This is a genomic window from Ruegeria faecimaris (genome assembly GCF_900182615.1).
GTDB classification, from domain to species: Bacteria; Pseudomonadota; Alphaproteobacteria; order Rhodobacterales; family Rhodobacteraceae; genus Ruegeria; species Ruegeria faecimaris.
Map to the genome: position 1 here is coordinate 373,790 of NZ_FXTE01000001.1, position 23,976 is coordinate 397,765.

The following is a 23,976-nucleotide window of genomic DNA, read 5'->3' on the forward strand; positions in this document are numbered from 1 at the left end:
CCATTCCTATAACAGAGCCAGAATGCGCGCCGCTTCATCTGCGGTGCTGGTCAATGCCTCCCGATCCTCACCGGGATGAAACCGGGCACGCACGGCAGTTGGCATAGCAGCCGGTTCCATGATGCTTACACGCGGCCCGGTGCGCTCTGTTTCCAGCGCCCAGCTACGGGCCAGAGCCATCTGCGCCGCCTTGGTGGCACCGTAGATGCCATAGAATTTCTCGCCCGCCTTCGGATCATCGAAAAATACCGCATGGCCGGCCTCACCCAGCAAAGGCGCAACATAGGGGATCAGGACCGACGTGGCGGTTGCGTTGGTGTTGATGGCTTTGGTCCATTCCTTGGGGTCAATGAAATGGGTCGGCGTCAGGGCCGAAGTGTGAACCGCAGTATGCAGCCACAGGTCCACCTTGCCCCAGCGATCATGGATGCCACGACACAGTGTCGCCATCGCATTCGGATCGGCAATATCCATCGGAGCCAGGGTGGCTGAACCGCCCTTTACTTTGATGCGGTCGTCCAGTTCTTCCAACCCGCCGGTGGTGCGGGCGACAGCGACGATGTGGTACTCTGGTGCCAGCGCCTCGGCCAGGGCAGCGCCCAGCCCGCGAGAGGCCCCGGTGATGAGGGCGATTTTAGTCTGATCGGTCATGACTGCGGTTTGAACCCAAGCGCGCAGCGCGTCAAGACAGGATTAGCTGCCTGGGATCGCTATGCGCGTCGTCTGACCGCTTTGTCGCAGCATGATGCCCTCGGCATCAATGGCCACAATAGTACCTGAAGACACACGGCTGCCCAGCTTGACCTCTTTGACCCGGCCAGAAGACATCCGCATCAGCGCGCGCATATCGGCTTTTGGCCCAAACACCCCAAGCAGGGTGATAGAGTTTTTGCTAAGCGCGCCCTGTTGCGTGGCCGCGCTTGTGACGGTTTTGTTTGACATAGAGTGCGGTTGCGGCACGCGGCCCCAACCCCTTTTGATGAGTGGTTGGAGGCGGACTATCAAACGCAACAAGGGAACAAAAGGTCTGGTGAATTGTCCGTTCCGTCACTTTCAAAAGGCAATCGGTGAACCCATTGCGATTGCATTTCCTTCGCCAAAAAGTTGTGCGCGGAAACTAAGCGAATTTACACCGATGCAGGTCGGAAACCGCCCGGCTTGGACCGGGCAGAGAGCTACCGATTCGCCGGAAACTTATCCCGAAGCCAGCTTCGCCGCATTCCAGGATCCGCCGGGCACTTGCATGTCTTCACGTTTCTTACTAACGCGTGAGCTGCTTTCGAGCGTATCCAGATAGTCTTTGCTGACGCTTCCGGTGATGTATTTTCCGTCAAAACACGAACAGTCGAACGCTTCGATTTCTGGATTTCCTTCCTTGGCGGCCCAGATCAGATCGTCCAGATGCTGATAGATCAGGGCGTCTGCACCGAGCTCTTGCCGGATTTCCTCGACCTCTTTGCCATGGGCAATCAGCTCATGTTTGGTGGGCATGTCGATGCCATAGACATTGGGGTATTTCACCGGCGGTGAGGCGCTGGCAATGTAGACCTTCTTGGCTCCAGCCTCGCGGCACATTTGCACAATCTTCTTGATCGTGTTCCCGCGGACGATGGAATCGTCGATCAACAGAACATTGTGTCCGTCAAACTCCAGCGGAACCGCATTCAGTTTGCGGCGCACGGATTTCTGACGTTCGGCCTGACCGGGCATGATGAACGTTCGTCCGACATAGCGGTTCTTTACCAGACCTTCGCGATAGGGAATGCCGGTGATCTTGGCCGCCTCAAGCGCGACCGGGCGGGCGCTGTCTGGGACCGGGATGATCCGATCAATCTCAAGCCCTGATTCCTGGATCTGTTTGGCCAGCGTCTGCCCCATACGCATCTGCGTTTTATAGACAGAGACGCCGTCCAACAGAGAATCCGGACGCGCCAGATAGACATATTCAAAGATACAGGGTGTCAGCTTGCCTTCGACCGCCTGGAATTCGTGCATGTTGCCGTCCAGGTCGATCAGAATCGCTTCGCCAGGGCGTAGGTCGCGCATCTTGTTGAAGCCGTTGATGCCAAAGGCCACATCTTCCGAGGCAAACGCAAAGTCGTCGCCACCGTTTTCGGTTTCGCGGATGGCCACCGAGAGCGGGCGAATTCCGTGCGGGTCGCGGAAGGCCAGCATTCCGACACCTGCAATCAGGCAGATTACCGAATAGGCGCCCTGCACCCGTTCCATCGTCATCTTCACACCGGCAAAGATATTCCGAATGGGCTCGGCGTTGCCATTGACCTTGATTGCGTCAGCGACCTTGTCCGCCAGAACGTTCAGCAGAATTTCCGAATCTGACGTTGTGCGCAGGTGGCGGCTGTATTTTCCGGTGACTTTCTCACGCTGTGCGGCGGTGTTGGTGATATTGCCGTTATGAACCAGGTAGATGCCATACGGGGCATTCACGAAGAATGGCTGCGCCTCGGCCGCGCTGAGCGACCCGGCAGTCGGATAGCGCACATGGCCAATGCCGACCTTTCCAAGCAGGGTATCGGCGTCCTGAGCGTTAAACACGTCCTTGACCAGCCCGTTGGCTTTCTTTTCGCGGAAGAACTCTCCGGTATAAGTGACGATACCCGATGCATCCTGACCCCGGTGCTGCAGCATCAGAAGCCCGTCATAGATTTCCGCAAACACATCATGTGTTCTGCTTGCGATCCCCAAAATCCCACACATGTACGGGCTCCAAATTACTATGACGATTTAAGTTGTGGCGGTGTTCGGAACATCAGCATGGCGGTGTCTTTGCCTGATACTTCCCATAGATCTTGGGATGCAGACGCGCCCTGGTCGCAAGCGGCAGGCGCGAAAGAAAACAGATACAGCAAGATCGGCAGCTCCGATTCCATGTCAGTTCGGACTTCACATAAAGCCTTACGGAGGCTGTGTCATCAAAGGATCACATTTGCGATTTGACGCAGGTGGAATTTGCCACAATGGCCGAACAAAAGGTGACAGGTTTCGCAGCTTGTGCTGTCATAGAGGAAACAATCCGAAACAATAGTTTCTTCAAGCCAAGCGGATTTCAGACATGTGGCAAAACAATCAAGGTCAGAAAAAGCAAGAACCGGTAAAACGCCGGTGCCACCGATGCCGTGGAATGGGGCGCGCACCCTGTCAGATTTGCGGAGGCGCAGGTGAAGTGATCAAAAGTCGGGACATTTTTGGCAAGCCCGTCATGTCCCGTTGCGAAGGGTGCTTTGGGCTGAAAAACATCAGATGCACCGTTTGCGCCGGAGAAGGGTTTGTCTAAGTCGAATTGAAAAAGCCCGGCTTTGACCGGGCTTTTGCTTTATTCCGCTGCAGGTGCTTCAGGGGCGGCAGGTGCGTCGGATGGATCGGCGCTTTCACCACAGCTGGCTACCAGTTCTTCATATTGGGATGTTACCCACCCCAGCGCGGCTTCGGGGTTTTGCTCTTCGATTTTGTCGCTGAATTGTTCGAACACTTTGGCTGACCGGCTTTCGTCGACGATGGTGTAGGATTGGCCCGTCATGACTGTGTCATAGACGAAGAAGGCAATCGCCACCAAAAGGATGCCGCGCGCGATTCCAAAGAAAAACCCAAGTGCCTGATCCAAGCCGCCCAGTGCAGACCGTTGCACAAGAGATGAGAACAGTGGGGTAAATATACTAACCACGATCAGGGCAATGGCAAACACGCCAGCGAACCCGGTGATAACCGACAATTCACAACTGTCGCGCAGGAAATCTCCGACAACGGGGATTTCTTTGACCAGTGGAACGGCCTGTGGTGCGAAAATGAATGCCAAAACTGCCGCCGCAACCCATCCCGCGATCGCGAGAATTTCCCGCAACAGGCCACGGGAATAGGCCAGCAGACCCGATATAACGATGATCAGGGCAACTACCCCGTCAATTATTGTAAAACCTTCCATGGCCCTCGCCCGTAATTTTTTCTGCCCCTCAAGGCGTTACCTTAACCTGCTCCGAAGGTTTCGCCAACAAACCCTACCAAATCAGAGGGCCGGGTGAGTGTCAGACCTGCCACAGTACCGGTTTTCCCGCCTGCCGGAGCTATGGCGGATGTGAAACCAAGTTTTTGGGCTTCTTTCAACCTGTTTTCTGTCTGAGGGGCTGGTCTAAGTGCCCCGGACAACGAGATTTCTCCGAAAACGACGGTGTCCGTTGGCAGGGCTGTGTCCTCGCGCGCGCTGAGTAGCGCGGCAGCAACGGCAAGGTCCGCGGCTGGCTCGGTGATTTTAAGCCCGCCTGCGACGTTGAGATAGACATCAAGCCCGGCAAAGGGGATGCCGCAACGGGCTTCGAGCACGGCAAGGATCATTGCCAGCCGTCCGCTGTCCCAGCCGACGACGGTTCGGCGAGGCTGAGAGTGGGGGGATGGGGCAACCAGCGCCTGAAGCTCGACCAGAACCGGCCGTGTCCCTTCGATACCAGCAAATACGGCCGATCCGGGGCTGGGCTTGCCGCGTTCAGATAGAAACAGGGCCGACGGGTTTGTGACTTGTGCCAGACCCTTGCCTGTCATCTCGAACACTCCAATCTCATCGGCTGGACCAAACCGGTTCTTGACCGCGCGCAGAATGCGGAACTGATGCCCGCGTTCGCCTTCGAAATAAAGAACGGTATCAACCATGTGTTCAACCACGCGGGGGCCAGCGATCTGACCATCTTTGGTGACATGGCCAACCATGATGATTGAAACTCCGTGTCGTTTCGCAAACGTGGTCAATTCATGTGCTGCGGCGCGGACTTGTGACACTGAACCCGGTGCGCTGTCGACGTTGTCGGCCCACATGGTTTGAATTGAGTCGATGATTGCGAGACCGGGTTTCTCGGCTTCCAGCGTGGTGAGGATGTTACGCAGGTTGGTTTCGGCGGCCAGTTGCACGGGCGCATCTTCAAGCCCTAACCGGCGCGCGCGCATCCTAACCTGCGCGCTGGCTTCCTCGCCCGAGACGTAAATGGTTTTCACACCTGCACGCGAGAACCGGGCCGCGGCCTGCAGCAAAAGGGTGGATTTGCCGATGCCCGGATCCCCACCTACCAGCAAGGCCGAGGCGGGGACGAGTCCGCCTCCCAACACGCGATCCAGCTCCTCGACCCCGCAGAGCGTGCGGGGAGGGGGCGTTTCCTCGGTCGACAGGTCCGTGAGTGTGATAGACTGGCCGCGCTTACCACCGAGGGATTTTTTGGCCGGGCCAGCCGAAAGGGGTACGTCTTGCGTGATGGAATTCCATTCACCGCAGCCGTCACAGCGCCCGGACCACCGTGAATGAGTGGCACCGCAGGCCGAGCATGAAAAAGTTGTCTTTGCCATGGCGCCCTTGGTGCCCGAGGAATGGCGGTTCTTCAAGCCCTCGTGGGCCTTCATCTCCACCGGTAGCGCGCCATATCCTCAGGCCCGTTTGGGCCATCGTCCATGGCGGGCGCTGTCGCGCCTATTCGGCGGCGCGAGGTGGCGACATAGCTATGACGCTCGACGGCTTCGATGCACCGTCCTTGGGCTGCTGCAGTTGCGCCGACAATTCCGGCAACAGTTCGAAAAGTTCGTCGCGCAGGCGGGTTAGCTGAGAACGAGCGATGGATTCCTCGATTTCAACATCATGGGTCCACTGGCGCAGCTCGTGCTGAATGGTTTGCGCCTCTTCCAGCCGTTGCTGAAACAGTTCGATCTCTTCCTGGCGTTGCTGCAGGAATGTGCGGGCACGGGCGATGCGGGTATCCCCGTAAGTTTCGGCCAGTTCTTGGCTTATCTGGCTCATTTGCGCGGCCAACTCCAGAATCTCAGGTTCGAGCGATTGCAGGTTGGGATGTTGGCGCAGGAAGGCCATCCGCTCTTTGACCGCATCAAATTCGGACGACAGGATAAATGCCCCGCTGCGGTCCTGCGCATGGGCCAGCTGATAGGCATGGGCGATGTCGTGCATGTTCAGCGCAAATTTACGGTGCGCGTTTTCCAGCGCCATCATCCGGGCATTCGCAGGAAGGTAGAAGGCCAGCATCAGGATCAGAGCGGTCAGGCCAATCTGAACATAGATCCCGGCGTCGATGATGGTACCGCCTGCCAGTCCGGCTTGCATGGAAAGCCATGGCAGCACGCCCAGGGCGGATAGCATAGTGGTTGCGACGGCCAGAAAAGCCGCGGAACAAATCAGAAAAAATGTCAGTCGTAAAAATGCGTTTTGAAACTGTAATGTTAACGTGTGGAGTGCGGTCATGTTCGACGATCTCCTTCTCAAACCGATACATATCGGGCCGAAGCGGACAAAGTTTGAACATATTTTTTGATCCGCTACGGACCGATCACTACAAGAAACTGGCTGCTCGAAATATTAAGATGATACTCAGATAAGTGTTTTCAATCAATTAGGTCTGATGATTTCGTGATCTGGATGTCATCTCGGTAATAATACCCAAGCCGATTGAGGCCAAAATACAGGCCGTAAACAGGTAAAGCCCCCATGCGGTTTCGATGGTCGCGTAAGAGATGCCTTTGGCCAGAGTGATATAGAGCGCGATCAGGAAGATGTCTGCCATTGCCAGCTTACCGAGAATATTCAGCGCTGGTTGAACGCGCGCATCCAGCAGGTCCCATTGGATCAGGGCGGTGCCGATGGTTTTCAGATAGGGGGCAAAAAGGGCGAAGACGGTGACGATCAGCGCGAGGAAGATATCGGACTTCCAAAGCGACTGGAGCCCGGTGATGACGCTGATTTCGCTGAGGCCGAAGATGGGCAGAAACCCCGCACGCATCAGCGGGGCGAACCACGCGATGGGGTAGAGGATAAGCAGGGAGAGGGTGACGAGGCGGAGGGTCATATTCAAATCTCTAAGCCTTCAAACTGCCAGCAATCGCTACCCAACCTACTATGTAAATGAGGGCGATGGCGCCAACAATGCAGTGGGCAGCCAATTTATCGGATACAGACTGGTGAAGTTTTCTGTGCAAAAGCAACCCTGACACCACATAGCCAACCTCTGTTGGTACCAGCACTAAAGGGCCAACAACACCAAATACCTCAGACAAAACAATGGACAGAAGAATCCCGGGCACGAAGCCTTTCAGCACTGAGAGAAAGATTGGATAGAAGATCACTTCAGCTTTTATCGCGCGTGGTATACCGGATTTTTCACCTATAGTATGAACGAGGAACCAAGCTGCCACTACAGATATTAGGTATGTAAATGGCAGTGGGTAGAGGATGAAGGAGAGTGCCTCCACTACCGAACCGCCTCAATCGGCCCTTCAGCACTCCCGCTGATGAACTGTTCCACATAGGGATCGCCCGAGGCGTCCATCTGCCCGACGGGGCCGGTCCATTGGATAACGCCTCCGTGCAACATGGCGACGTTGTCGGCAATCGCGCGGACCGAGCTCATGTCGTGGGTGATGGTCATCGCGGTGGCGCCCATTTCGGTAACGATCTCGCGGATCAGGTCGTTGATGACACCGGACATGATGGGATCAAGGCCGGTGGTGGGCTCATCGAAGAAAATGATCTCGGGCTCGGCGGCGATGGCGCGGGCCAGGCCTACGCGTTTTTGCATACCGCCCGACAGTTCGGCCGGGAAACGATCGGCCACATCCGCTTTCAGACCCACGCGGCGCAGTTTCTCGATGGCGATCTCGCGCGCCTCGTCCACGGGGCGTTTGAGCGAACCGCGCAGCAGGCGGAAGGCGACGTTTTGCCAGACGGGCAGCGAGTCGAACAGCGCTCCGCCCTGAAACAGCATTCCAAACCGGGCCAAAAAGGCATCGCGGTCGCCTTTGGTGGCATCTTTGCCGTCCACATAGATCGTGCCGCTGTCAGGTTTGATCAGGCCAAGAACGCATTTCAGCGCCACAGATTTGCCGGTGCCCGACCCGCCGATAATGACCATCGAGGTGCCCTTGGGGATCTCGATATTGACGCCTTTCAGGACCTGATTAGACCCAAAGGCTTTATGTACACTCTCCATCCGGATCATATCGAGAAGAACACCCCTGTCAGAACGAAGTTTGCAGCCAGAATCATGATTGCGGCAGCCTCGACCGAAGATTTGGTCGCAGCGCCTACTCCCTGCGCGCCCCGGCCCGAGTTCATGCCGTAGTAACAGCCCATGGTCGCCGTGATCAGGCCAAAGGCCGCGCCCTTGGTAAGCGAAGAGACGATGTCATGAAATTCGAGGAAATTCATGGTGTTTTGCAGGTAGGCCGCGGCGTTGAAGCCCAGGCTTTGGGTCGCCACGATATATCCGCCCGCAATGCCGATCACATCGCCAACCGCAACCAGAATCGGCACTGTGATGACGGCGGCCAGCACCCGCGGCGCGGTGAGGTATTTCATCGGATGGGTGGACAAAGTTACCAGCGCGTCGATCTGCTCGGTCACTTTCATGGTCGCAATTTCCGCAGCGATGGACGATGTGACCCGCGCTGCAATCATCAGACCACCCAGAACAGGCCCAAGCTCGCGCACCATGCCAATCGCTACGATTTGTGGCACCACAGCTTCGGCATTGAAACGCGCACCACCTGCATAGATCTGAAGCGCCAATGCACCGCCGGTAAATATCGCCGTCAGGCCAACCACCGGCAGGGACATCCAACCGATATTCATAAGAGCGACCGCAAATTCGCGCGGATAATAGGGGGGGCGGAAAATATGCGAGATTGCGTCAACGAAGAACAGTGCGACCTTGCCGAAATTTGCAAGCAAAGACAGGGCTGTACGTCCCAACCCGCCCAGCATTGAAAGAGGGTTCATTCGATATAGCCCCGAGAGTAGCGCGCGCCTAGAGATGTCAGAATTTCATACCCGATGGTGCCGGCGGCCTCGGCCAGATCATCCACTGTCTGGTGGCCGTTGAGAATACGCAGGCGTTCCGGATCCTCGGGCAGATCCGTTACGTCGATGGTGATCAGATCCATTGAGATTCGGCCAACGATAGGGCAGGGCCTGTCCGCCACAAAGGCATCAATGCCGCCTCCGATAGCGCGGTGAAGCCCGTCCGCATACCCGGCCGCAACCGTGGCAATACGGGATTTGCGCCGCGCGACCCAGCTGTTGCCGTATCCCACACTTTCGCCGGGCTCGACCTCGCGCACCTGAATGACCGGAAGGTCGACGGTGACGACGGGTTTCGCATGGGCAAAGGGTTGTCCGCCATACATCCCGATACCGGGACGGCACAGGTCGAAGTGATAATCGCTGCCCAGAAGGATACCGCCGGTGGCCGCAAGCGATCTGGGGGCCGCACTTCCATCGGTCAATTCGCGGAACACCCGCAGTTGGTGGCGATTCATCGGGTTGTCAGGTTCATCCGCACAGGCGAGATGCGACATCACCAGCGACGGATTAAGCGGCTCGATCTCTGTGCGCAACGCGGCCCAGTCCGCAGGCTCAATCCCCAAGCGATTCATGCCGGTATCCAACTGGATTCCAAAGGCGTGTTCAGGCAAGGCTTGACGATGGCGGCGGAACTGTTCGGACGAATTCAGCAATGGCGTCAAATTGTGTTGGCGCAGAAGGTCGCTGTCGCCTTCCATATGCCCGGAAAAAACACTTATCGTTGCGTCGGGCCCGACAGCCTCGCGCACGGCGGCGCCTTCTTCGGCAGCCGCGACAAAGAAATTTCTGACACCTTCTTCAGCAAGTGCGGCAGAGACAGGACCAGCGCCCAGGCCATAGGCGTCGGCCTTGACCACAGCACCTGTTTCACAGGACGTCTTTGCATCAAGTGCCTGCCAGTTGCTGGCCAGCGTATAAAGATTGATCGTTAAGCGTGCAGTACTCATGCGTCTGTTCATGACATTGGATCGCGTCAGGTCAAGGGGGGTCGCAGCGATAATTGACCTGTACGTTGCGCATAACGGCACCTTAAGGCCGGGAAGCAGGTTGAAACAGCGTAATTCAGCGTATTGATCATCTGAGGGCACCAAATCACTATTGTGCGCACATCGTGGTCAACCATGATTGGGTCAAGGTGATCGTTCACTAATGCCCAAAGGGGCCTGTTGGGATGAAAACATGATTGAACTCTCGTTTGGGTACAAAAACCAGAGCAGTAGGTTGCCTGATTTCTTTTATGATGTGTTCTCTGCTTCAGTGGGGGGCGAGGAAGGACGGGCCATTCAATCTTTGATCAGGGAATTGCTGAAAACCGAGCCCGATCAGGATCTGCAGGGATGTGTTGCAACTGATGGGGGCGATCTTCTGGGATGTATCATGTTCTCACGCCTGACCTTTGATCAGGATCCGCGACGGGTGTTTCTGATGTCGCCCGTGGCCGTGCGGACGGATCGGCAACAGGGTGGGATCGGGCAGAAGCTGATCACCTTTGGTCTGGACCAACTGCGGGCCCAAGGCGTCGGTTTTGCAATAACCTACGGAGATCCGTCGTATTACGGCAAAACCGGTTTCCTGCCCATTTCTGAGGCATTCGCGCAGCCGCCAATGCCGCTTAGCCAGCCGATCGGATGGCTAGGGCAATCTCTGTCCGGTTCACAGGCTGATCCAATGGTGGGGCCGTCACGCTGTGTCAGTGCATTTGACCGGCCCGACCTTTGGTGACGGTCAGTAGCCTTCGATCTGGCCGTCCTGCTGCCAGGGTTTGACGAGGTTCCCGAAGCGGGTGAACTGTGCTTCGAAGGACAGCTCGACCGTACCGATGGGGCCGTGGCGCTGTTTGCCAACGATAACTTCGGCCTTGGCGTGCAGGCGTTCCATGGCCTGCTTCCACTCTTCCATCTTCTCCAACTCATGATCGCCGGGCTTTTCCCGTTCTTTGTAGTATTCCTCGCGGAACACGAACATCACCACGTCGGCATCCTGTTCGATCGAGCCTGATTCCCGCAGGTCGGACAGTTGAGGGCGCTTGTCGTCTCGGTTTTCAACCTGCCGGGATAGCTGAGACAATGCGATGACCGGGATGTTGAGTTCCTTGGCAATGGCTTTCATACCCATCGAAATCTCAGCGATTTCGTTGACGCGGTTTTCGGCCATGCCGCGGCACAGCTGCAGATAGTCGATCACCAGCAGGTCCAATCCATGGGTCCGCTTCAACCGCCGTGCACGCGCGGCGAGCTGTGATATCGGTAGTGCCGGGGTGTCGTCAATGAACAGCGGGCAGGCTTCCAACTCCTTGGCCGCATCAACAAAGCGGCGAAACTCACCCTCGGTCATGTCACCCTGGCGGATCTTGTGGCTCGAGATTTCCGAGGCTTCGGCCAGAACCCGGCCCGCCAACTGCTCGGCGCTCATTTCCAAGGAAAAGAACCCGACCACACCGCCGTCAATCGCACCTTCGGTGCCGTCGGGTTTCAGCCCGCGCTTGTACGCTTTGGCCACGTTGAACGCCACGTTTGTCGCCAATGAGGTTTTCCCCATCGACGGACGCCCGGCCAGAATGATCAGGTCGGACGGGTGCAAGCCACCCAACTGCTTGTCCAAATCGGTCAGACCGGTGGAAATCCCGGCCATTCCACCACCGCGCTGATAGGCCTCGTTGGTGACGTTGACAGCCTCGGTGACCGCCTTGAGGAAGGATTGAAACCCCTGTTCGGTCTGGCCTTGTTCAGACAGCTGATACAACTGCTGTTCAGCCTCGACGATCTGTTCCTTGGGCTCGCTCGCCACATCGACCCGCGCCGCCTTGTCCGAGATATCGCGGCCAAGCCGGATCAACTCGCGCCGGATGGCAAGATCATAGATCATCTGGGCATAGTCATGCACAGCAAAGGCACTGATCGAGGCCCCGGCCAGCTTGACCAGATAGGCCGGACCGCCCAGTTCCTTCAGGCCTTCATCCTCGGCCATGAAAGATTTCAGCGTGACGGGCGAAGCCAGCGCGTTCTTGGCGATACGGGTCGCGGCGACCTCGTAAATACGCGCATGGACCGGATCATAGAAATGCTCGGCCCCGATGATCGAGGCGACCCGGTCATACAGATCATTATTGGTCAGGATCGCACCCAGAAGCTGTTGTTCAGCCTCAATAGAATGCGGCATTGTATCGGCGTTTTGGATCTGTGCCGCTGCCTGCTCGATGCTGCTTATCTCGTTCATTTTGTCCCCGCTGCCCGTCCCGAGGTTCTATACGCGAAACGCCATTGCAAGCTATCTGGAAATACCTGTGGCTAACTGGGGGTAAGGCCTAGGGATAACTTTCCAGACAGTTTGGACGCTGTGGTGTGCTTGGCCTATTATGTAGGAAAGCGGGGAAAAGTCACCAGATATCGTATATGCTCAGCCGATTCTTTGGCGCTTATCCCCAATCCATCCACAACAGGTTTAGGAAGGTTTATTGGCCTCTTGCCAGCCGCGAGGGTCGTTCAGGAAGGCTTCGACACCGTCAAGTGTTTCCGTATCAAAGGCTTTCTGTGCTTTGGCCTCGGCCAAAACATCCCACCAGGTGCACAGCGAATGCAGTTTCACCCCATGATCGCCCAGAGTTTTCTCGGTTTCCGGAAAGATGCCATAATAGAAGATCACCGCCGTATGCCCGCAGGTCGCGCCGGTTTCGCGGATCGCATCAACGAAGGACAGTTTGGATCCGCCATCGGTGGTCAGATCCTCAACCAGCAACACACGCTCGCCCTCGTTCATCGCGCCTTCGATCCGGGCGTTGCGGCCATAGCCTTTGGGCTTTTTACGCACATATGTCATCGGCAGGGCCATGCGTTCAGCGACCATCGCGGCAAAGGGAATGCCCGCAGTTTCGCCGCCAGCGATATTGTCGAACGCCTCAAAACCCGCATCCCGCATCACTGTGACGGTCAGGAAATCCATCAGGGTCGACCGGATTCGCGGGTAAGAGATCAGCTTGCGACAATCGATATAGGTCGGGCTGGGCAGTCCGCTGGCCAATGTGAATGGCTCGCGCGAATTGAAGTGAACGGCCTTGATCTCCAGTAGCATCCGCGCGGTCAGACGGGCGATTTCGGTGCTGTCGGGAAAGGAACTGGGGATCATGGCGGGACCTCTGAGCTGAAAAACCTTCGGGGCTGATAGCCTGCTGCTGCCGTCAGAGTCGAGGGGGCAGGCAAAAGAAAAGCGGGCCCAAATGGGGCCCGCTGTAAGCTTTCATAATGGCTTGGTGATTAGCTTGACATGTCGTAGGCACGTTCGCCATGCACCGACAAGTCAAGGCCATTGGTCTCAGTCTCGGCATCCACACGCAGCGGCGTGACGGCTGAGACCAGCTTGATCAGCACAAAGGTCACCACAGCGGTAAAGACGCCCACGATTGCCAGCCCGCCAAGCTGCGCGGTCCAAGTACCCAGACCGAACAAGGCGATCATGATCGTGCCAAAGATGCCGCCAACGCCATGCACTGCAAACACGTCCAGCGTGTCGTCGATTTTCAAAATGTTGCGCATGACATAGACCGCTTCCTGACACAGGATACCTGCGACGCCGCCGATGATCAGCGCCTGAACCGGGCCGACGAAACCCGATGCTGGGGTAATCGAGGCTAGACCGGCGATGGTTCCGGTCACAAGACCCACCATCGAGGCTTTGCCAAAGCGAATTTTCTCCCACAAGGCCCAGGTTAGGGATGCAGTGGCCGCCGAAAGATGCGTCACGGTCATCGCCATCGCCGCACCACCATCTGCCGCCAGTTGCGAGCCGCCGTTGAACCCAAACCAGCCGACCCACAGCATTGCGGCGCCGATCATGACATAGCCAGGATTATGCGGAGGCGTCGTGCGGTTGCGGCGCGGGCCGAGTGCAACGGCAATGATCAAAGCGGCCAGACCTGCCGTTTCATGCACCACAATGCCTCCGGCAAAGTCGCGCACACCAATCTCGCCAAAAATGCCGCCATCGCTGAGTATCCCGCCGCCCCAGATCCAATGCACCACCGGCGCATAACACAGCAGCATCCACAGGGCCGAGAAGGTCAGAACAAAGCCAAAGCCGACCCGTTCGACATAAGCACCGACGATCAGGGCGGGGGTGATAATGGCAAAGGTCATCTGGAAGGCAAAGAACAGAATTTCGGGCAGGGTGCCGGCCAGGCTGTCGGCATCAACACCATTCAGAAAGGCCTTGTCCAACCCGCCCCAAATCCCGCTTTCACCGGGGCCAAAGGCGATGGAATATCCTGCGACCAGCCAGAGAATGCTCATCAAGCAGGCGATGCTAAAGCAGTGCATGAACACGCTCAGCACGTTGCGAGCGCGTACAAGGCCGCCATAGAAGAGGGCCAGGCCCGGAAGTGTCATGAACAGGACCAGTGCAGTTGCTACTATGATCCAGGCGGTATCGGCTCCATTCATCAGCCACTCTCCTTTACAGAATGCGTGGCGGGGCTTGAAGCGGATTGCGACTGGGGAAAAAAGAGGCAGAGCCCAAAAAAGCAGCCTATTTCAGGGGCCTTTTTTGAAGAGTTGATTAATTGGGCGTTAAATTGTCGAACATGCCCGATTATTGGGCAGTGCCGAAAAGTGCCTTTGACAGCAATGCCAGCGCGTGATCCCGCGCGGCTCGACGCACCCGATCGCGGCCCAATGCGCCGAATTCGACGGTTTCTGTCATGGGTGGTATGCAGTCACCGGCCACACCAAAACATACCCGGCCTTCGGGTTTAAACTCGGATCCGCCCGGGCCTGCAATGCCGGTAACCGACACTGCCAGTTGCGCCTGTGAATTCCGCAAGGCACCCTCGGCCATTTCGCGCGCGACCTGTTCAGAAACCGCGCCATAGGCATCCAATGATTCCTTGCGGACACCCAACATTTGCTGTTTGGCAGTATTTGTGTAGGTCACAAAACCGCGCTCAACGACCGCAGAGCTGCCGGGGATGTCGGTCAGAGCCGCAGCGACCATCCCGCCAGTGCAGCTTTCGGCGGTGGTGATCATCACCCCTTTCGCTTTGGCGCTTTCTAGCAGGTCGGAAACGGTCACAACCCCAGAACTCCGTGGCTGAACCCGGCGGCCAACATGATGCCTATGGCCGCGAATACCCCGGCAATCACATCGTCCAGCATAACGCCCATGGGATCGCCGCGCCGGTCAGCCCAACCCACGGGGCCGGGTTTCAGGATGTCGAACAGGCGGAACAGTACAAACCCAGTTACCCAACCTGGCCACAGCGCTGTAATGTCGATCCCGTGCGCCCAACTGGGATAGGATATCGCCCAAAGTGCGAGGAACTGACCTGCGACCTCGTCAATCACAATCTCGGAAGGGTCGTGGTCTTCTTGCCCGGCGGTCATCACCCGCGTGGCCCACAGACCGCCGAAAAACACCGCGACTGTCGCGACCGCCAGTAAGGGGAAGCCGCCCAGAGTATGCAGAACCCATACCAAGGGCAGGGCAACCAAAGACCCCCAGGTGCCGGGGGCGGGTCGCAGATATCCGACGCCACAAACAGTGCCAATCAGTTGTGCAACGGTCATGATTTCACCAAACAAGCTGTTGCAATAGAAGCAATTCCTTCAGCACGCCCGGTAAAGCCCAAACGCTCGGAGGTTGTGGCCTTGACCGAAATCTGATCCTGGCGCAATTCCATGATCTTCGCCATCTCTGTCTGCATGGCCGCGGCGTGAGGCCCGACCTTGGGGTATTCGCAGACCAGCGTGCAGTCGACATTCGATATACGATATCCCATCTGCCCGGCCAACTCGACCGCGTGGCGCAGGAATATTTCGCTTGCCGCGCCTTTCCATTGGGGATCTGAGGGCGGAAAGTGCTGTCCGATATCCCCTTGTGCCAATGCTCCGTAAATCGCATCGGTGACTGCGTGCATACCGACATCCGCATCAGAATGGCCTTGAAGCGATCGGTTATGCGGAACTTTGATACCGCACAGGATTACGTGATCCCCGTCACCAAAACGATGCACGTCGTAGCCGTTCCCCAGCCTTACATCCATATCCGTTCCCAATATGCGTTCCGCCCTGGCAAAATCCTCGGGTCGGGTGATTTTCAGGTTGTCCGTATCGCCCGGCACGATGCAGACGTCCAGCCCGGCGGCGCGCGCGACTTCCACGTCATCCGCTGAACCTCCGGGATGCGCGGTGTGGGCAGCGACGATTGCGTCATAGTGAAAGCCCTGCGGGGTTTGCGCTGCATGCAACCCGGATCGATCCTGCGTGCCAGTGACCATAGTGTCGCTTGCTGTCCACAAGGCGTCCGTCACCGCAAGGCCAGGTGCGGCACCGGGGAAATTGTCCAGAGCGGCCAGAACGGCATCAATGATCTCGGTGCTGACACAAGGACGTGCGACATCGTGGATCAAGACGCGGGTCACATTCATCCCGTTCAACGCCGACAACCCGCTGCGCACCGATCCTGCTCTGTCTGACCCGCCTTCCGCGAGGATCAGATCGGCGCTTTCAAATTCTTCCCAGGCGGGGGCATCCTCCTTCGACAGCACAAGGACGATGTGATCGACTTGCCCGCGGAATCGGTCGATGGTCCAGTCGGCCACCCGACGACCTGCCAGATGGCGCCACTGTTTTGGCGTGCCGCCTCCGGCGCGTTGACCGCGTCCTGCGGCGACAATGATAGCTGCGGTCGTCATGTGTCGTGCTCTCCGACGAGTTAAGGGCAATGTTTAGGGTGCGGTGAAAGCAGAGGCAATCACTCGGTTTCATCTGCTTAAAAAATAGGCAAACGATGATTTTGCATGCTTGTTCATGGCGGTTTTGTTGTTCATATGCACTCAATTCGATATCAAAGCTGCAACTGCTCAAGGATTAAGCACGTTGACTCTGCGACTTGCCGACAAAGATTTGAACCCGCCCGTACTACTGGCGCCCATGGCTGGAATCACTGATCGTCCGTTTCGCGATCTGGTGATGCGCTTTGGTGCCGGTATGGTGGTCAGCGAAATGGTGGCTAGCCAGGAAATGGTGCAGGCCAAACCCGGTGTGCGCGAACGGGCCGAGCTGTCTGCGGATGTGGAAAACACAGCTGTCCAGCTTGCCGGACGCGAGGCGTATTGGATGGCCGAGGCGGCCCGCCAGGTCGCTGATCGGGGTGCGCGCGTGATTGATATCAATATGGGCTGCCCGGCCAAGAAGGTGACAAATGGATATTCGGGCTCGGCCCTACTGAAGACACCTGACCACGCGCTGACATTGATCGACGCCGTTGTCAGCGCCGTGGACGTGCCCGTGACGCTGAAAACCCGGTTGGGATGGGATGACAAATTGCTGAACGCGCCCAATGTGGCAAGGCGGGCGCAGGATGCTGGGATACAAATGGTCACGATCCATGGCCGCACACGTTGCCAGTTCTACAAAGGGCATGCCGATTGGAGCGCAATCCGGGCGGTCAAAGAAGCGGTCTCGATTCCGGTGATTGCGAATGGTGACATAGTTGATTCTGGCGCTGCACGCATAGCGCTGGATCAGTCCGCCGCCGATGGGGTCATGGTTGGGCGTGGGGCGCAAGGTAAACCGTGGCTACTGGCGCAGATGGGGCATGAGCTATACGGGGCAGACGCGCCAGTCATTCCCGCTGGTAGTGATCTGATCGACATGGTTCGTGCCCATTATCAGGCCATGCTGGGGTTTTATGGTTTGGATCTGGGCCTGCGCGTCGCTCGCAAGCATCTCGGCTGGTATATGGATGAGGCTGGAACACCGGCCCCGTTGCGCCGGGCGGTGCTGACTTCGCGCAACACGGACGAGGTGATGCACCTGTTGAGTGCTGCACTTGGCAGTGATGCAGAGGTGGCGGCATGACCTCGGATCACAGCATCTGGACCTCGCTACCCGTTCCTGCCTTTGTCATAGATGCAGGTGACCGGATCGCAGATATTAATTCCGCCGGTGAAGGGTTCCTGAACGCCTCGCGCAAATCCGTGATCGGGCATCCCGTCTGGGATCAGATTGCCGTGGACGCTCCATTAGAAGAAGCGTTTCTGAGAGCGCGTCAGCAAGGTACGCCACTATTTGTAAACGATGTGGATGTGGGGTCAGGCAACCGCGCGCCGTTGCAATGTGCGCTTCAGATCGCGCCGCTTGTCGGACATCCGGGGTCAATGATCATGATCATCACGCCGCGTGAACTTGCTGGGCGTATGACCCGTGGAAACACGGTGAAATCTGCTGCGCAATCGGCGATCGGCATGGCCGAGATGCTTGCGCATGAAATTAAGAACCCTCTGGCAGGAATTACCGGCGCTGCACAGCTTCTCAGCATGAATATCTCGCAGCAAGACCTTGAATTAACAGATCTTATTGTCGAAGAGAGTCGTCGTATCGTAAAACTGTTGGAGCAGGTTGAACAATTTGGAAATCTCTCTGAGCCCGATTTCAAACCGGTCAACATACATGACGTGCTGGATCGGGCACGGCGGTCGGCCCTGTTGGGTTTCGGTGCCCATATGACGATCATCGAGGATTACGACCCGTCGTTGCCACTTGCTTATGGCGACCCGGATCAGTTTCTGCAGGTCATCTTGAATTTGTTAAAGAATGCCTCGGAAGCCGCTGACCCTGAAGGGGGAACCATACGTTTAAGAACGTATTTTGAACATTCTTTCCGCCTGCGGCGCAGCGACGGGTCAGGTCATTCTCTGCCACTGCAAATCGAAGTGACCGATGACGGCCCCGGTCTGCCGGAGAAGATTCGGGGCGAGATATTCGACCCGTTTGTGTCGGGCAAGGAAAACGGCACCGGCCTGGGGCTGGCGCTGGTCAGCAAGATCATTTCGGACCACGACGGCTGGATTTCGGCCGAGTCGGTTCCGGGACGAACGGAATTTCGCATCTCTCTGAGGCGCGCGCCGCGTGACGCGAAATAGTGAATGAATCGCCGGAAAGAGCAAGAATAAGGAAAGCACCTGATGGATGGAACAGTACTGGTTGCAGATGACGACCGCACAATTCGGACCGTTCTGACACAGGCCCTGACACGCGCTGGGTGTAAGGTGCATGCAACCTCGTCGTTGACCACTTTGATGCGTTGGGTGGCCGAGGGCAAAGGTGACGTGGTCATATCCGATGTAGTTATGCCGGATGGCAATGGGCTCGAGATGTTGCCAAAAATCGCTCAGGACCGACCGGGATTACCGGTCATCGTGATTTCGGCGCAAAACACGATCATGACGGCCATCCAGGCAGCCGAGGCGGAAGCTTATGACTATCTGCCGAAACCCTTCGACCTGCCGGATTTGATGAAGCGTACCGCGCGCGCGCTGGAACAGAAACAGCGCACGCCGTCAGATGCCGGTAACACGTCCCAAGAGCGTCCGGAAGAGCTGCCTCTGGTGGGGCGGACACCAGTGATGCAGGCGCTGTATCGCTTGGTGGCGCGGGTGATGAATACCGATCTGTCGGTCATGATTTCGGGCGAGAGTGGAACGGGCAAGTCGTTGATCGCCAAAGCGATACATGATTTTTCCGATCGCAGGACGCTGCCATTTGTAACGGCCGCTGCCACCGACCTGCGGGATCTTGAAGGCCCGGCGCGCGTCATGGCACGGGTGCGGGGCGGTACGCTGCTTATCGACGAGATCGCGGATATTGATGACGAATTGCAGGCGCGTCTCGTTCGGATGATGGACACTCCAGGCGATCATGTTCCTCGGTTCATGGCTACGAGCCAATCGGACCTGACCGAAGCCATGGAGAACGGGCGCGTCCGGCAAGACCTGTATTATCGCCTTTGCGGTGCGACAGTGCATGTTCCGGCCCTTCGCGAAAGGGTCGATGATATCACCTTGCTTGCGGATCATTTCCTGGCGCGTGAAGAACGCGAACATGGCGCGAAACGCTGGTTCAGTCCGGATGCGGTCGAGCTGGTACGGCGCTATTCCTGGCCCGGAAATGTACGGCAGCTTGAAAATGCGGTCCGTCGATTGAGCCTGACCAGCCGCGCCGATGAAATCTCCAAAACCGAGGTCGAGTCGGTGCTGGGCAGCCAACCCGAAGCCGAGCCAGTGCTGGGCAATGGAGAACGCGAAAAGCTCTCGGCTTCGGTCGAACGCCACCTGCGCCGCTATTTCGATCTACATGGAAATATGTTGCCACCTCCGGGTCTGTATCAGCGTATTTTGCGTGAGGTTGAGGCGCCTTTGATTGAACTGGCCCTGGATGCGACCGGGGGAAATCAGGCAAAATGTGCTGATCTTCTAGGGATTAACCGGAATACGCTGCGCAAAAAGATAACAGAGCTCGATATTCAGGTGACACGGCGGCGCAAACTGATGTAATATCGCCACACAAAGCGTGGCATCCGGGTTTCGACCGGGCAACGACCACGACATATGGCGGTAAGTCGCGCAAGCGGCACATCAGGATGAGGGCAGACGGTGGCAACCCGAGCACAGAGCGGGCTGATTTTATCAGTCAATCGGTGGCGAAAATCCCGAAGGCTGCGCAATTTTGGAACTTTGGGTCTGGTTTTGCTGGGCCCGGTGCTGGCTTTGACTACCTATCTGGTCATTGGTCCATTCGATCTGGGTGCAACCGCGCCCTCATTGCGCTTGATCCTGCTTGCGGATCTGGTCTATGTTCTCGTGGTTGCGGCGCTGGTTCTGGGTCAGGTAGGCAACCTGATTGCAGCGCGCCGGGCCAAATCCGCGGGGTCCCGTTTGCACCTGCGACTGATCGGAGCTTTCACGCTGTTGGCTCTGGTGCCGACTGTCACGGTTGCAATCTTTGCCGGTCTGACGGTGAATATTGGTCTTGAGGGCTGGTTTTCCGACCGCGTAAGGCAGGTTGTCGGATCCTCGCTTACTGCTGCGGAAGCTTATGAACAGGAACACCGAGAGGGCCTGACGCAAGACGCCGTCGTATTGGCGCTTTTTCTGGACAATGCCCGGACGCGCGATTTCTATATTTCCGATGCTGAACTGCGAGAGGTTCTGGCGCAAGGGCAGGCGCAAATCCAGCGCGGTCTGCGTGAGGCCTATGTCATTGATGGAAATGGCGAAATCCGATCCCGGGGGGATCGCTCTTATCTTTTCAACTTCGAAAGGCCGACCTCCGAACAGATGGCCCAAGCGACTGAGAATGAATTGCTGATCATTGCCGATTGGCAAAACAGTGAATTTCGGGCGCTTGTGCCTTTGAAGGCTTATCTTGATCGGTATCTCTATGTCAGCCGGGAAGTGGACGGGCAGTTGCTGACGCTGCTGGACGATACCAAGGAAACAGTTCAGTTCTATCAACAGCTTGAAAGTGAACGCGGACGGGTTTTGTTTGAATTCGGCCTGCTTTATCTGGGTTTTGCCGTGATCCTGATCCTGGCTGCAGTGTCGCTGGGAATGTGGTTCGCCGAGCGTCTCTCGCGCCCGGTTGGACGCTTGACCACCGCTGCGCAACGTGTCGGGGCAGGCGATCTGGGCGTTCAGGTTATCGAAGAAGCCACCGATGACGAAATTGCGATGCTGGGCCGTTATTTCAATCAGATGACCCGACAGTTGAAAGGGCAGCGCGATACCCTTTTGGAGAACACACGGCAGATCGAACGCCGGCGTCGGCTGTTCGATTCGGTTTTGACCTCGGTCACATCTGGTGTTGTTGGTGTCGACCCTGATGGTTGCGTGACGTTTGTGAATCGATCCGCCGAACGCCTGTTGGATTGGTCCCGTGGAGAGGAACATCTTGCCATTGGAATTGCGGTGCCCGAATTCATGCCTTTGTTCGAAAGTCTCAAGGACAGCGGGCAAGAGGCTGTGCAGGGTGAAATCAAGGTCACGCGAAAAGGCCATTTGGAAAACCTGTTGGTCCGCATGGCGATCCGCCGCGGCGAAGATGGCGGGCTTGAAGGATATGTGGTTGCCTTTGACGACGTGACCGATCTGGTCAGTGCACAGCGAATGGCAGCCTGGGGTGATGTGGCGCGCCGCATCGCGCATGAGATCAAGAACCCCTTGACCCCGATCCAGCTGAGCGCCGAGCGGATCAAACGAAAGTTTTCGTCCAAACTGGATGAGGATGATTGCGATATCCTTGTATCCATGACTGATGTGATTGTTCGCCAGACGAATGACCTGCGGCGGATCGTGGATGAATTTTCAAAGTTTGCGCGCATGCCGGAACCGGATCGGCACGAAGAGAATCTGGTGGGGTTGGTGCGCGAGGCAGTTCTTTTGCAGCAAGCCGGTCAGCCGGATGTCGAAATCGAAGCGATGCTTCCAGATCAGCCGATTTCAGGTGATGTAGACGCAACAATGCTGAATCAGGCGCTGACCAATCTGATCAAGAATGCAGGCGAAGCGATTGAAACGCTGAAACAAAAAGGGGCACCTGAGAACCTCAAGCCTCAGATCAAGGTTACTGTGATCGGCGACGATGCGGGCACGGTAATTACCATTGCCGACAACGGTATCGGCTTGCCGGAAGATCGTGCGCGGCTGTTTGAGCCTTACGTGACCACACGCGACGAGGGCACCGGGTTGGGGCTGCCGATCGTCAAAAAGATTATCGAAGAACATGGCGGGGTGCTGACACTTGAGGACGCCCCCGTATTTGACGGACAGGACCATTTTGGCGCAATGGCCGTGATCCGTTTGCCCGGGAGCAATACTTCCTCAAATTCAGCGCCGAAAAAGCAGGCAATTGATACAAACAAACTGAAAGCAGGCCAAAGATGAGCGACATTCTGATTGTAGATGACGAGCGTGATATTCGCGAGCTTGTGTCCGATATTCTCGAGGACGAAGGCTATTCCACCCGGCTGGCTGGCAACTCGGACGAGTGTATGGCAGCCATCAATTCCGAACCCCCGGGGCTTTTGATCCTGGATATCTGGCTGAAAGACAGCCGGATGGACGGGATTGATATTCTGAAGACTGTAAAGCGCGACAACCCAGACATTCCGGTGGTGATCATTTCGGGCCACGGGAATATCGAAATCGCTGTCGCTGCGATCAAGCAGGGGGCGTATGACTTTATCGAAAAGCCCTTTAACATCGACCAGCTGATGGTTGTGATCCGCCGCGCGATGGAAACCTCGCGCCTGCGCCGCGAAAACGCCTCGCTAAAGCGGAAAGAGGTCACAAGCTCGGATATGATCGGCAAATCGGCCTCGTTCCGGGCAATGCAGAGCCAACTGGACAAGGTTACCAAGTCCAACGGGCGTGTGATGCTGACAGGCCCTGCCGGTTCAGGCAAGGAAATCGCCGCGCGCTATATCCATGCAGAATCGAACCGGGCAAATGCGCCCTTCGTGACCGTGAACTGTGCCGGGATCGAGCCGGAGCGCGTTGAAGAGGTTCTGTTCGGCCGTGAAACCACCGAACGCGGGGTTGAGGCAGGCCTGTTGGAAGAGGCCCATGGTGGCGTCGTCTACTTTGATGAAGTGGCAGATATGCCCATGGGAACCCAGTCAAAAATCCTGCGGGTTCTGGTTGATCAACAGTTTCAACGGGTTGGAGGTACCGACAAGGTCCGGGTCGACCTGCGGGTGATCTCTTCGACCAATCGTGACCTTGATGCAGAAATCGCCGCTGATCGTTTTCGGGAAGAACTTTACCATCGTCTGAATGTTGTGCCTATTTCGGTGCCTTCGCTAGAAGACCGGCGCGAGGATATTCCGGTTCTTGCCGAGTTTTTTATTGAAATGTGCAATGAATCCCAAGGCCTGCCGGTGCGCGAGATTTCAGACGAAGCTGTCGCGTTGCTGCAGACCATGACCTGGCCGGGCAATGTGCGTCAGCTTAAGAACCTGATCGAACGGGTGCTCATTCTGGGTGACGGTACGGGCCCGATCGAAGCGCGTGAGCTGCCAAACGAAGAAGAAAAAGCCGATGAATCGGGACGCGTCGTTCTGTCCGGGGCATTGGCGACCTTGCCGTTGCGCGAAGCTCGCGAGGCGTTCGAGCGTGAATATCTGCTGACCCAGATCAACCGGTTCGGGGGCAATATCAGCCGCACTGCCAGCTTTGTCGGCATGGAACGCAGCGCGCTTCATCGTAAGTTGAAATCTCTGGGCGTTGTGACCTCGAACAAATCGGGGGCGCGAGTTGCACAACTGGACGAGGCTGAACCGGCGGAGTGATC

The 23,976-nt window shown here is 57.0% G+C and carries 23 protein-coding genes; 6 read left to right on the forward strand and 17 right to left on the reverse strand.

The features are described 5' to 3' along the window. Positions 1 to 6: 6 nt before the first annotated feature. From FN806_RS01890 to alr, 11 genes are all read right to left on the reverse strand, one after another. Complete coding sequence (locus FN806_RS01890; RefSeq protein ID WP_142633476.1) at positions 7 to 651, reverse strand: SDR family NAD(P)-dependent oxidoreductase; 645 nt, start codon at positions 649 to 651, stop codon at positions 7 to 9. A 42-nt stretch (positions 652 to 693) separates the two neighbouring features. Continuing rightward, positions 694 to 942, reverse strand: coding sequence for a hypothetical protein (locus FN806_RS01895; RefSeq protein WP_142633478.1), 249 nt, complete (start codon positions 940 to 942; stop codon positions 694 to 696). A 252-nt stretch (positions 943 to 1,194) separates the two neighbouring features. After that, positions 1,195 to 2,718 (reverse strand): amidophosphoribosyltransferase, encoded by a 1,524-nt coding sequence (gene purF / locus FN806_RS01900; protein ID WP_142633480.1) that lies wholly within the window; start codon positions 2,716 to 2,718, stop codon positions 1,195 to 1,197. A gap of 616 nt (positions 2,719 to 3,334) precedes the next feature. Continuing rightward, on the reverse strand, positions 3,335 to 3,940 hold the full coding sequence (locus FN806_RS01905; protein ID WP_142633482.1) for a CvpA family protein: 606 nt from the start codon (positions 3,938 to 3,940) through the stop codon (positions 3,335 to 3,337). Positions 3,941 to 3,981: 41 nt separating this feature from the next. Continuing rightward, complete coding sequence (radA, locus tag FN806_RS01910) at positions 3,982 to 5,343, reverse strand: DNA repair protein RadA (protein ID WP_142633484.1); 1,362 nt, start codon at positions 5,341 to 5,343, stop codon at positions 3,982 to 3,984. A gap of 121 nt (positions 5,344 to 5,464) precedes the next feature. Beyond that, positions 5,465 to 6,244, reverse strand: a complete 780-nt coding sequence (locus FN806_RS01915) for a DNA repair protein (RefSeq protein ID WP_142633486.1) — start codon at positions 6,242 to 6,244, stop codon at positions 5,465 to 5,467. 148 nt (positions 6,245 to 6,392) lie between these two features. Further along, the gene (locus tag FN806_RS01920; protein WP_142633488.1) at positions 6,393 to 6,845 is read right to left on the reverse strand and encodes a paraquat-inducible protein A; all 453 of its coding nucleotides are present in this window, start codon (positions 6,843 to 6,845) and stop codon (positions 6,393 to 6,395) included. Positions 6,846 to 6,855: 10 nt separating this feature from the next. Beyond that, complete coding sequence (locus FN806_RS01925; RefSeq protein ID WP_142633490.1) at positions 6,856 to 7,248, reverse strand: hypothetical protein; 393 nt, start codon at positions 7,246 to 7,248, stop codon at positions 6,856 to 6,858. After that, complete coding sequence (locus tag FN806_RS01930; protein ID WP_142633492.1) at positions 7,248 to 7,994, reverse strand: ABC transporter ATP-binding protein; 747 nt, start codon at positions 7,992 to 7,994, stop codon at positions 7,248 to 7,250. The genes FN806_RS01925 and FN806_RS01930 overlap by 1 nt, the downstream gene beginning before the upstream one ends. Further along, positions 7,991 to 8,773: an MlaE family ABC transporter permease gene (locus FN806_RS01935; RefSeq protein ID WP_142633494.1), complete on the reverse strand. Its 783-nt coding sequence runs from the start codon at positions 8,771 to 8,773 to the stop codon at positions 7,991 to 7,993. The genes FN806_RS01930 and FN806_RS01935 overlap by 4 nt, the downstream gene beginning before the upstream one ends. Next, positions 8,770 to 9,804, reverse strand: coding sequence for an alanine racemase (gene alr / locus FN806_RS01940; RefSeq protein ID WP_142633496.1), 1,035 nt, complete (start codon positions 9,802 to 9,804; stop codon positions 8,770 to 8,772). The genes FN806_RS01935 and alr overlap by 4 nt, the downstream gene beginning before the upstream one ends. A gap of 232 nt (positions 9,805 to 10,036) precedes the next feature. Here alr and FN806_RS01945 point away from each other — a divergent pair, with 232 nt between their 5' ends. Then, positions 10,037 to 10,579, forward strand: coding sequence for a GNAT family N-acetyltransferase (locus tag FN806_RS01945; RefSeq protein WP_221929470.1), 543 nt, complete (start codon positions 10,037 to 10,039; stop codon positions 10,577 to 10,579). Between the two features lie 3 nt (positions 10,580 to 10,582). Here FN806_RS01945 and FN806_RS01950 read toward each other — a convergent pair whose 3' ends face one another. From FN806_RS01950 to FN806_RS01975, 6 genes are all read right to left on the reverse strand, one after another. Further along, positions 10,583 to 12,073 carry a replicative DNA helicase gene (locus FN806_RS01950; protein WP_142633499.1) on the reverse strand — a complete coding sequence of 497 codons (1,491 nt, stop codon included), beginning with the start codon at positions 12,071 to 12,073 and terminating at the stop codon, positions 10,583 to 10,585. 225 nt (positions 12,074 to 12,298) lie between these two features. Then, the gene (locus FN806_RS01955) at positions 12,299 to 12,979 is read right to left on the reverse strand and encodes an orotate phosphoribosyltransferase (RefSeq protein ID WP_142633501.1); all 681 of its coding nucleotides are present in this window, start codon (positions 12,977 to 12,979) and stop codon (positions 12,299 to 12,301) included. 128 nt (positions 12,980 to 13,107) lie between these two features. Then, entirely contained in the window at positions 13,108 to 14,289 is a 1,182-nt protein-coding gene (locus FN806_RS01960; protein WP_142633503.1) for an ammonium transporter, read from the reverse strand. A gap of 148 nt (positions 14,290 to 14,437) precedes the next feature. Further along, positions 14,438 to 14,917 (reverse strand): CinA family protein, encoded by a 480-nt coding sequence (locus FN806_RS01965; protein WP_142633505.1) that lies wholly within the window; start codon positions 14,915 to 14,917, stop codon positions 14,438 to 14,440. Continuing rightward, positions 14,914 to 15,411 carry a phosphatidylglycerophosphatase A family protein gene (locus FN806_RS01970; protein ID WP_142633508.1) on the reverse strand — a complete coding sequence of 166 codons (498 nt, stop codon included), beginning with the start codon at positions 15,409 to 15,411 and terminating at the stop codon, positions 14,914 to 14,916. The genes FN806_RS01965 and FN806_RS01970 overlap by 4 nt, the downstream gene beginning before the upstream one ends. Beyond that, positions 15,408 to 16,538, reverse strand: coding sequence for a bifunctional 2-C-methyl-D-erythritol 4-phosphate cytidylyltransferase/2-C-methyl-D-erythritol 2,4-cyclodiphosphate synthase (locus FN806_RS01975; protein ID WP_142633510.1), 1,131 nt, complete (start codon positions 16,536 to 16,538; stop codon positions 15,408 to 15,410). Before FN806_RS01975 ends, FN806_RS01970 begins: the two co-directional genes overlap by 4 nt. A 184-nt stretch (positions 16,539 to 16,722) precedes the next feature. Here FN806_RS01975 and dusB point away from each other — a divergent pair, with 184 nt between their 5' ends. From dusB to ntrX, 5 genes are all read left to right on the forward strand, one after another. After that, positions 16,723 to 17,706 carry a tRNA dihydrouridine synthase DusB gene (dusB, locus tag FN806_RS01980; protein WP_425471928.1) on the forward strand — a complete coding sequence of 328 codons (984 nt, stop codon included), beginning with the start codon at positions 16,723 to 16,725 and terminating at the stop codon, positions 17,704 to 17,706. After that, positions 17,703 to 18,770: a two-component system sensor histidine kinase NtrB gene (locus FN806_RS01985; RefSeq protein WP_142633514.1), complete on the forward strand. Its 1,068-nt coding sequence runs from the start codon at positions 17,703 to 17,705 to the stop codon at positions 18,768 to 18,770. Before dusB ends, FN806_RS01985 begins: the two co-directional genes overlap by 4 nt. Positions 18,771 to 18,812: 42 nt before the next feature. Continuing rightward, on the forward strand, positions 18,813 to 20,180 hold the full coding sequence (locus FN806_RS01990) for a response regulator (RefSeq protein ID WP_142633516.1): 1,368 nt from the start codon (positions 18,813 to 18,815) through the stop codon (positions 20,178 to 20,180). A gap of 99 nt (positions 20,181 to 20,279) precedes the next feature. Then, on the forward strand, positions 20,280 to 22,568 hold the full coding sequence (locus FN806_RS01995) for a sensor histidine kinase NtrY-like (RefSeq protein ID WP_142633518.1): 2,289 nt from the start codon (positions 20,280 to 20,282) through the stop codon (positions 22,566 to 22,568). Next, positions 22,565 to 23,974, forward strand: a complete 1,410-nt coding sequence (gene ntrX, locus FN806_RS02000; RefSeq protein WP_142633520.1) for a nitrogen assimilation response regulator NtrX — start codon at positions 22,565 to 22,567, stop codon at positions 23,972 to 23,974. The genes FN806_RS01995 and ntrX overlap by 4 nt, the downstream gene beginning before the upstream one ends. The last annotated feature ends 2 nt before the right edge of the window (positions 23,975 to 23,976 follow it).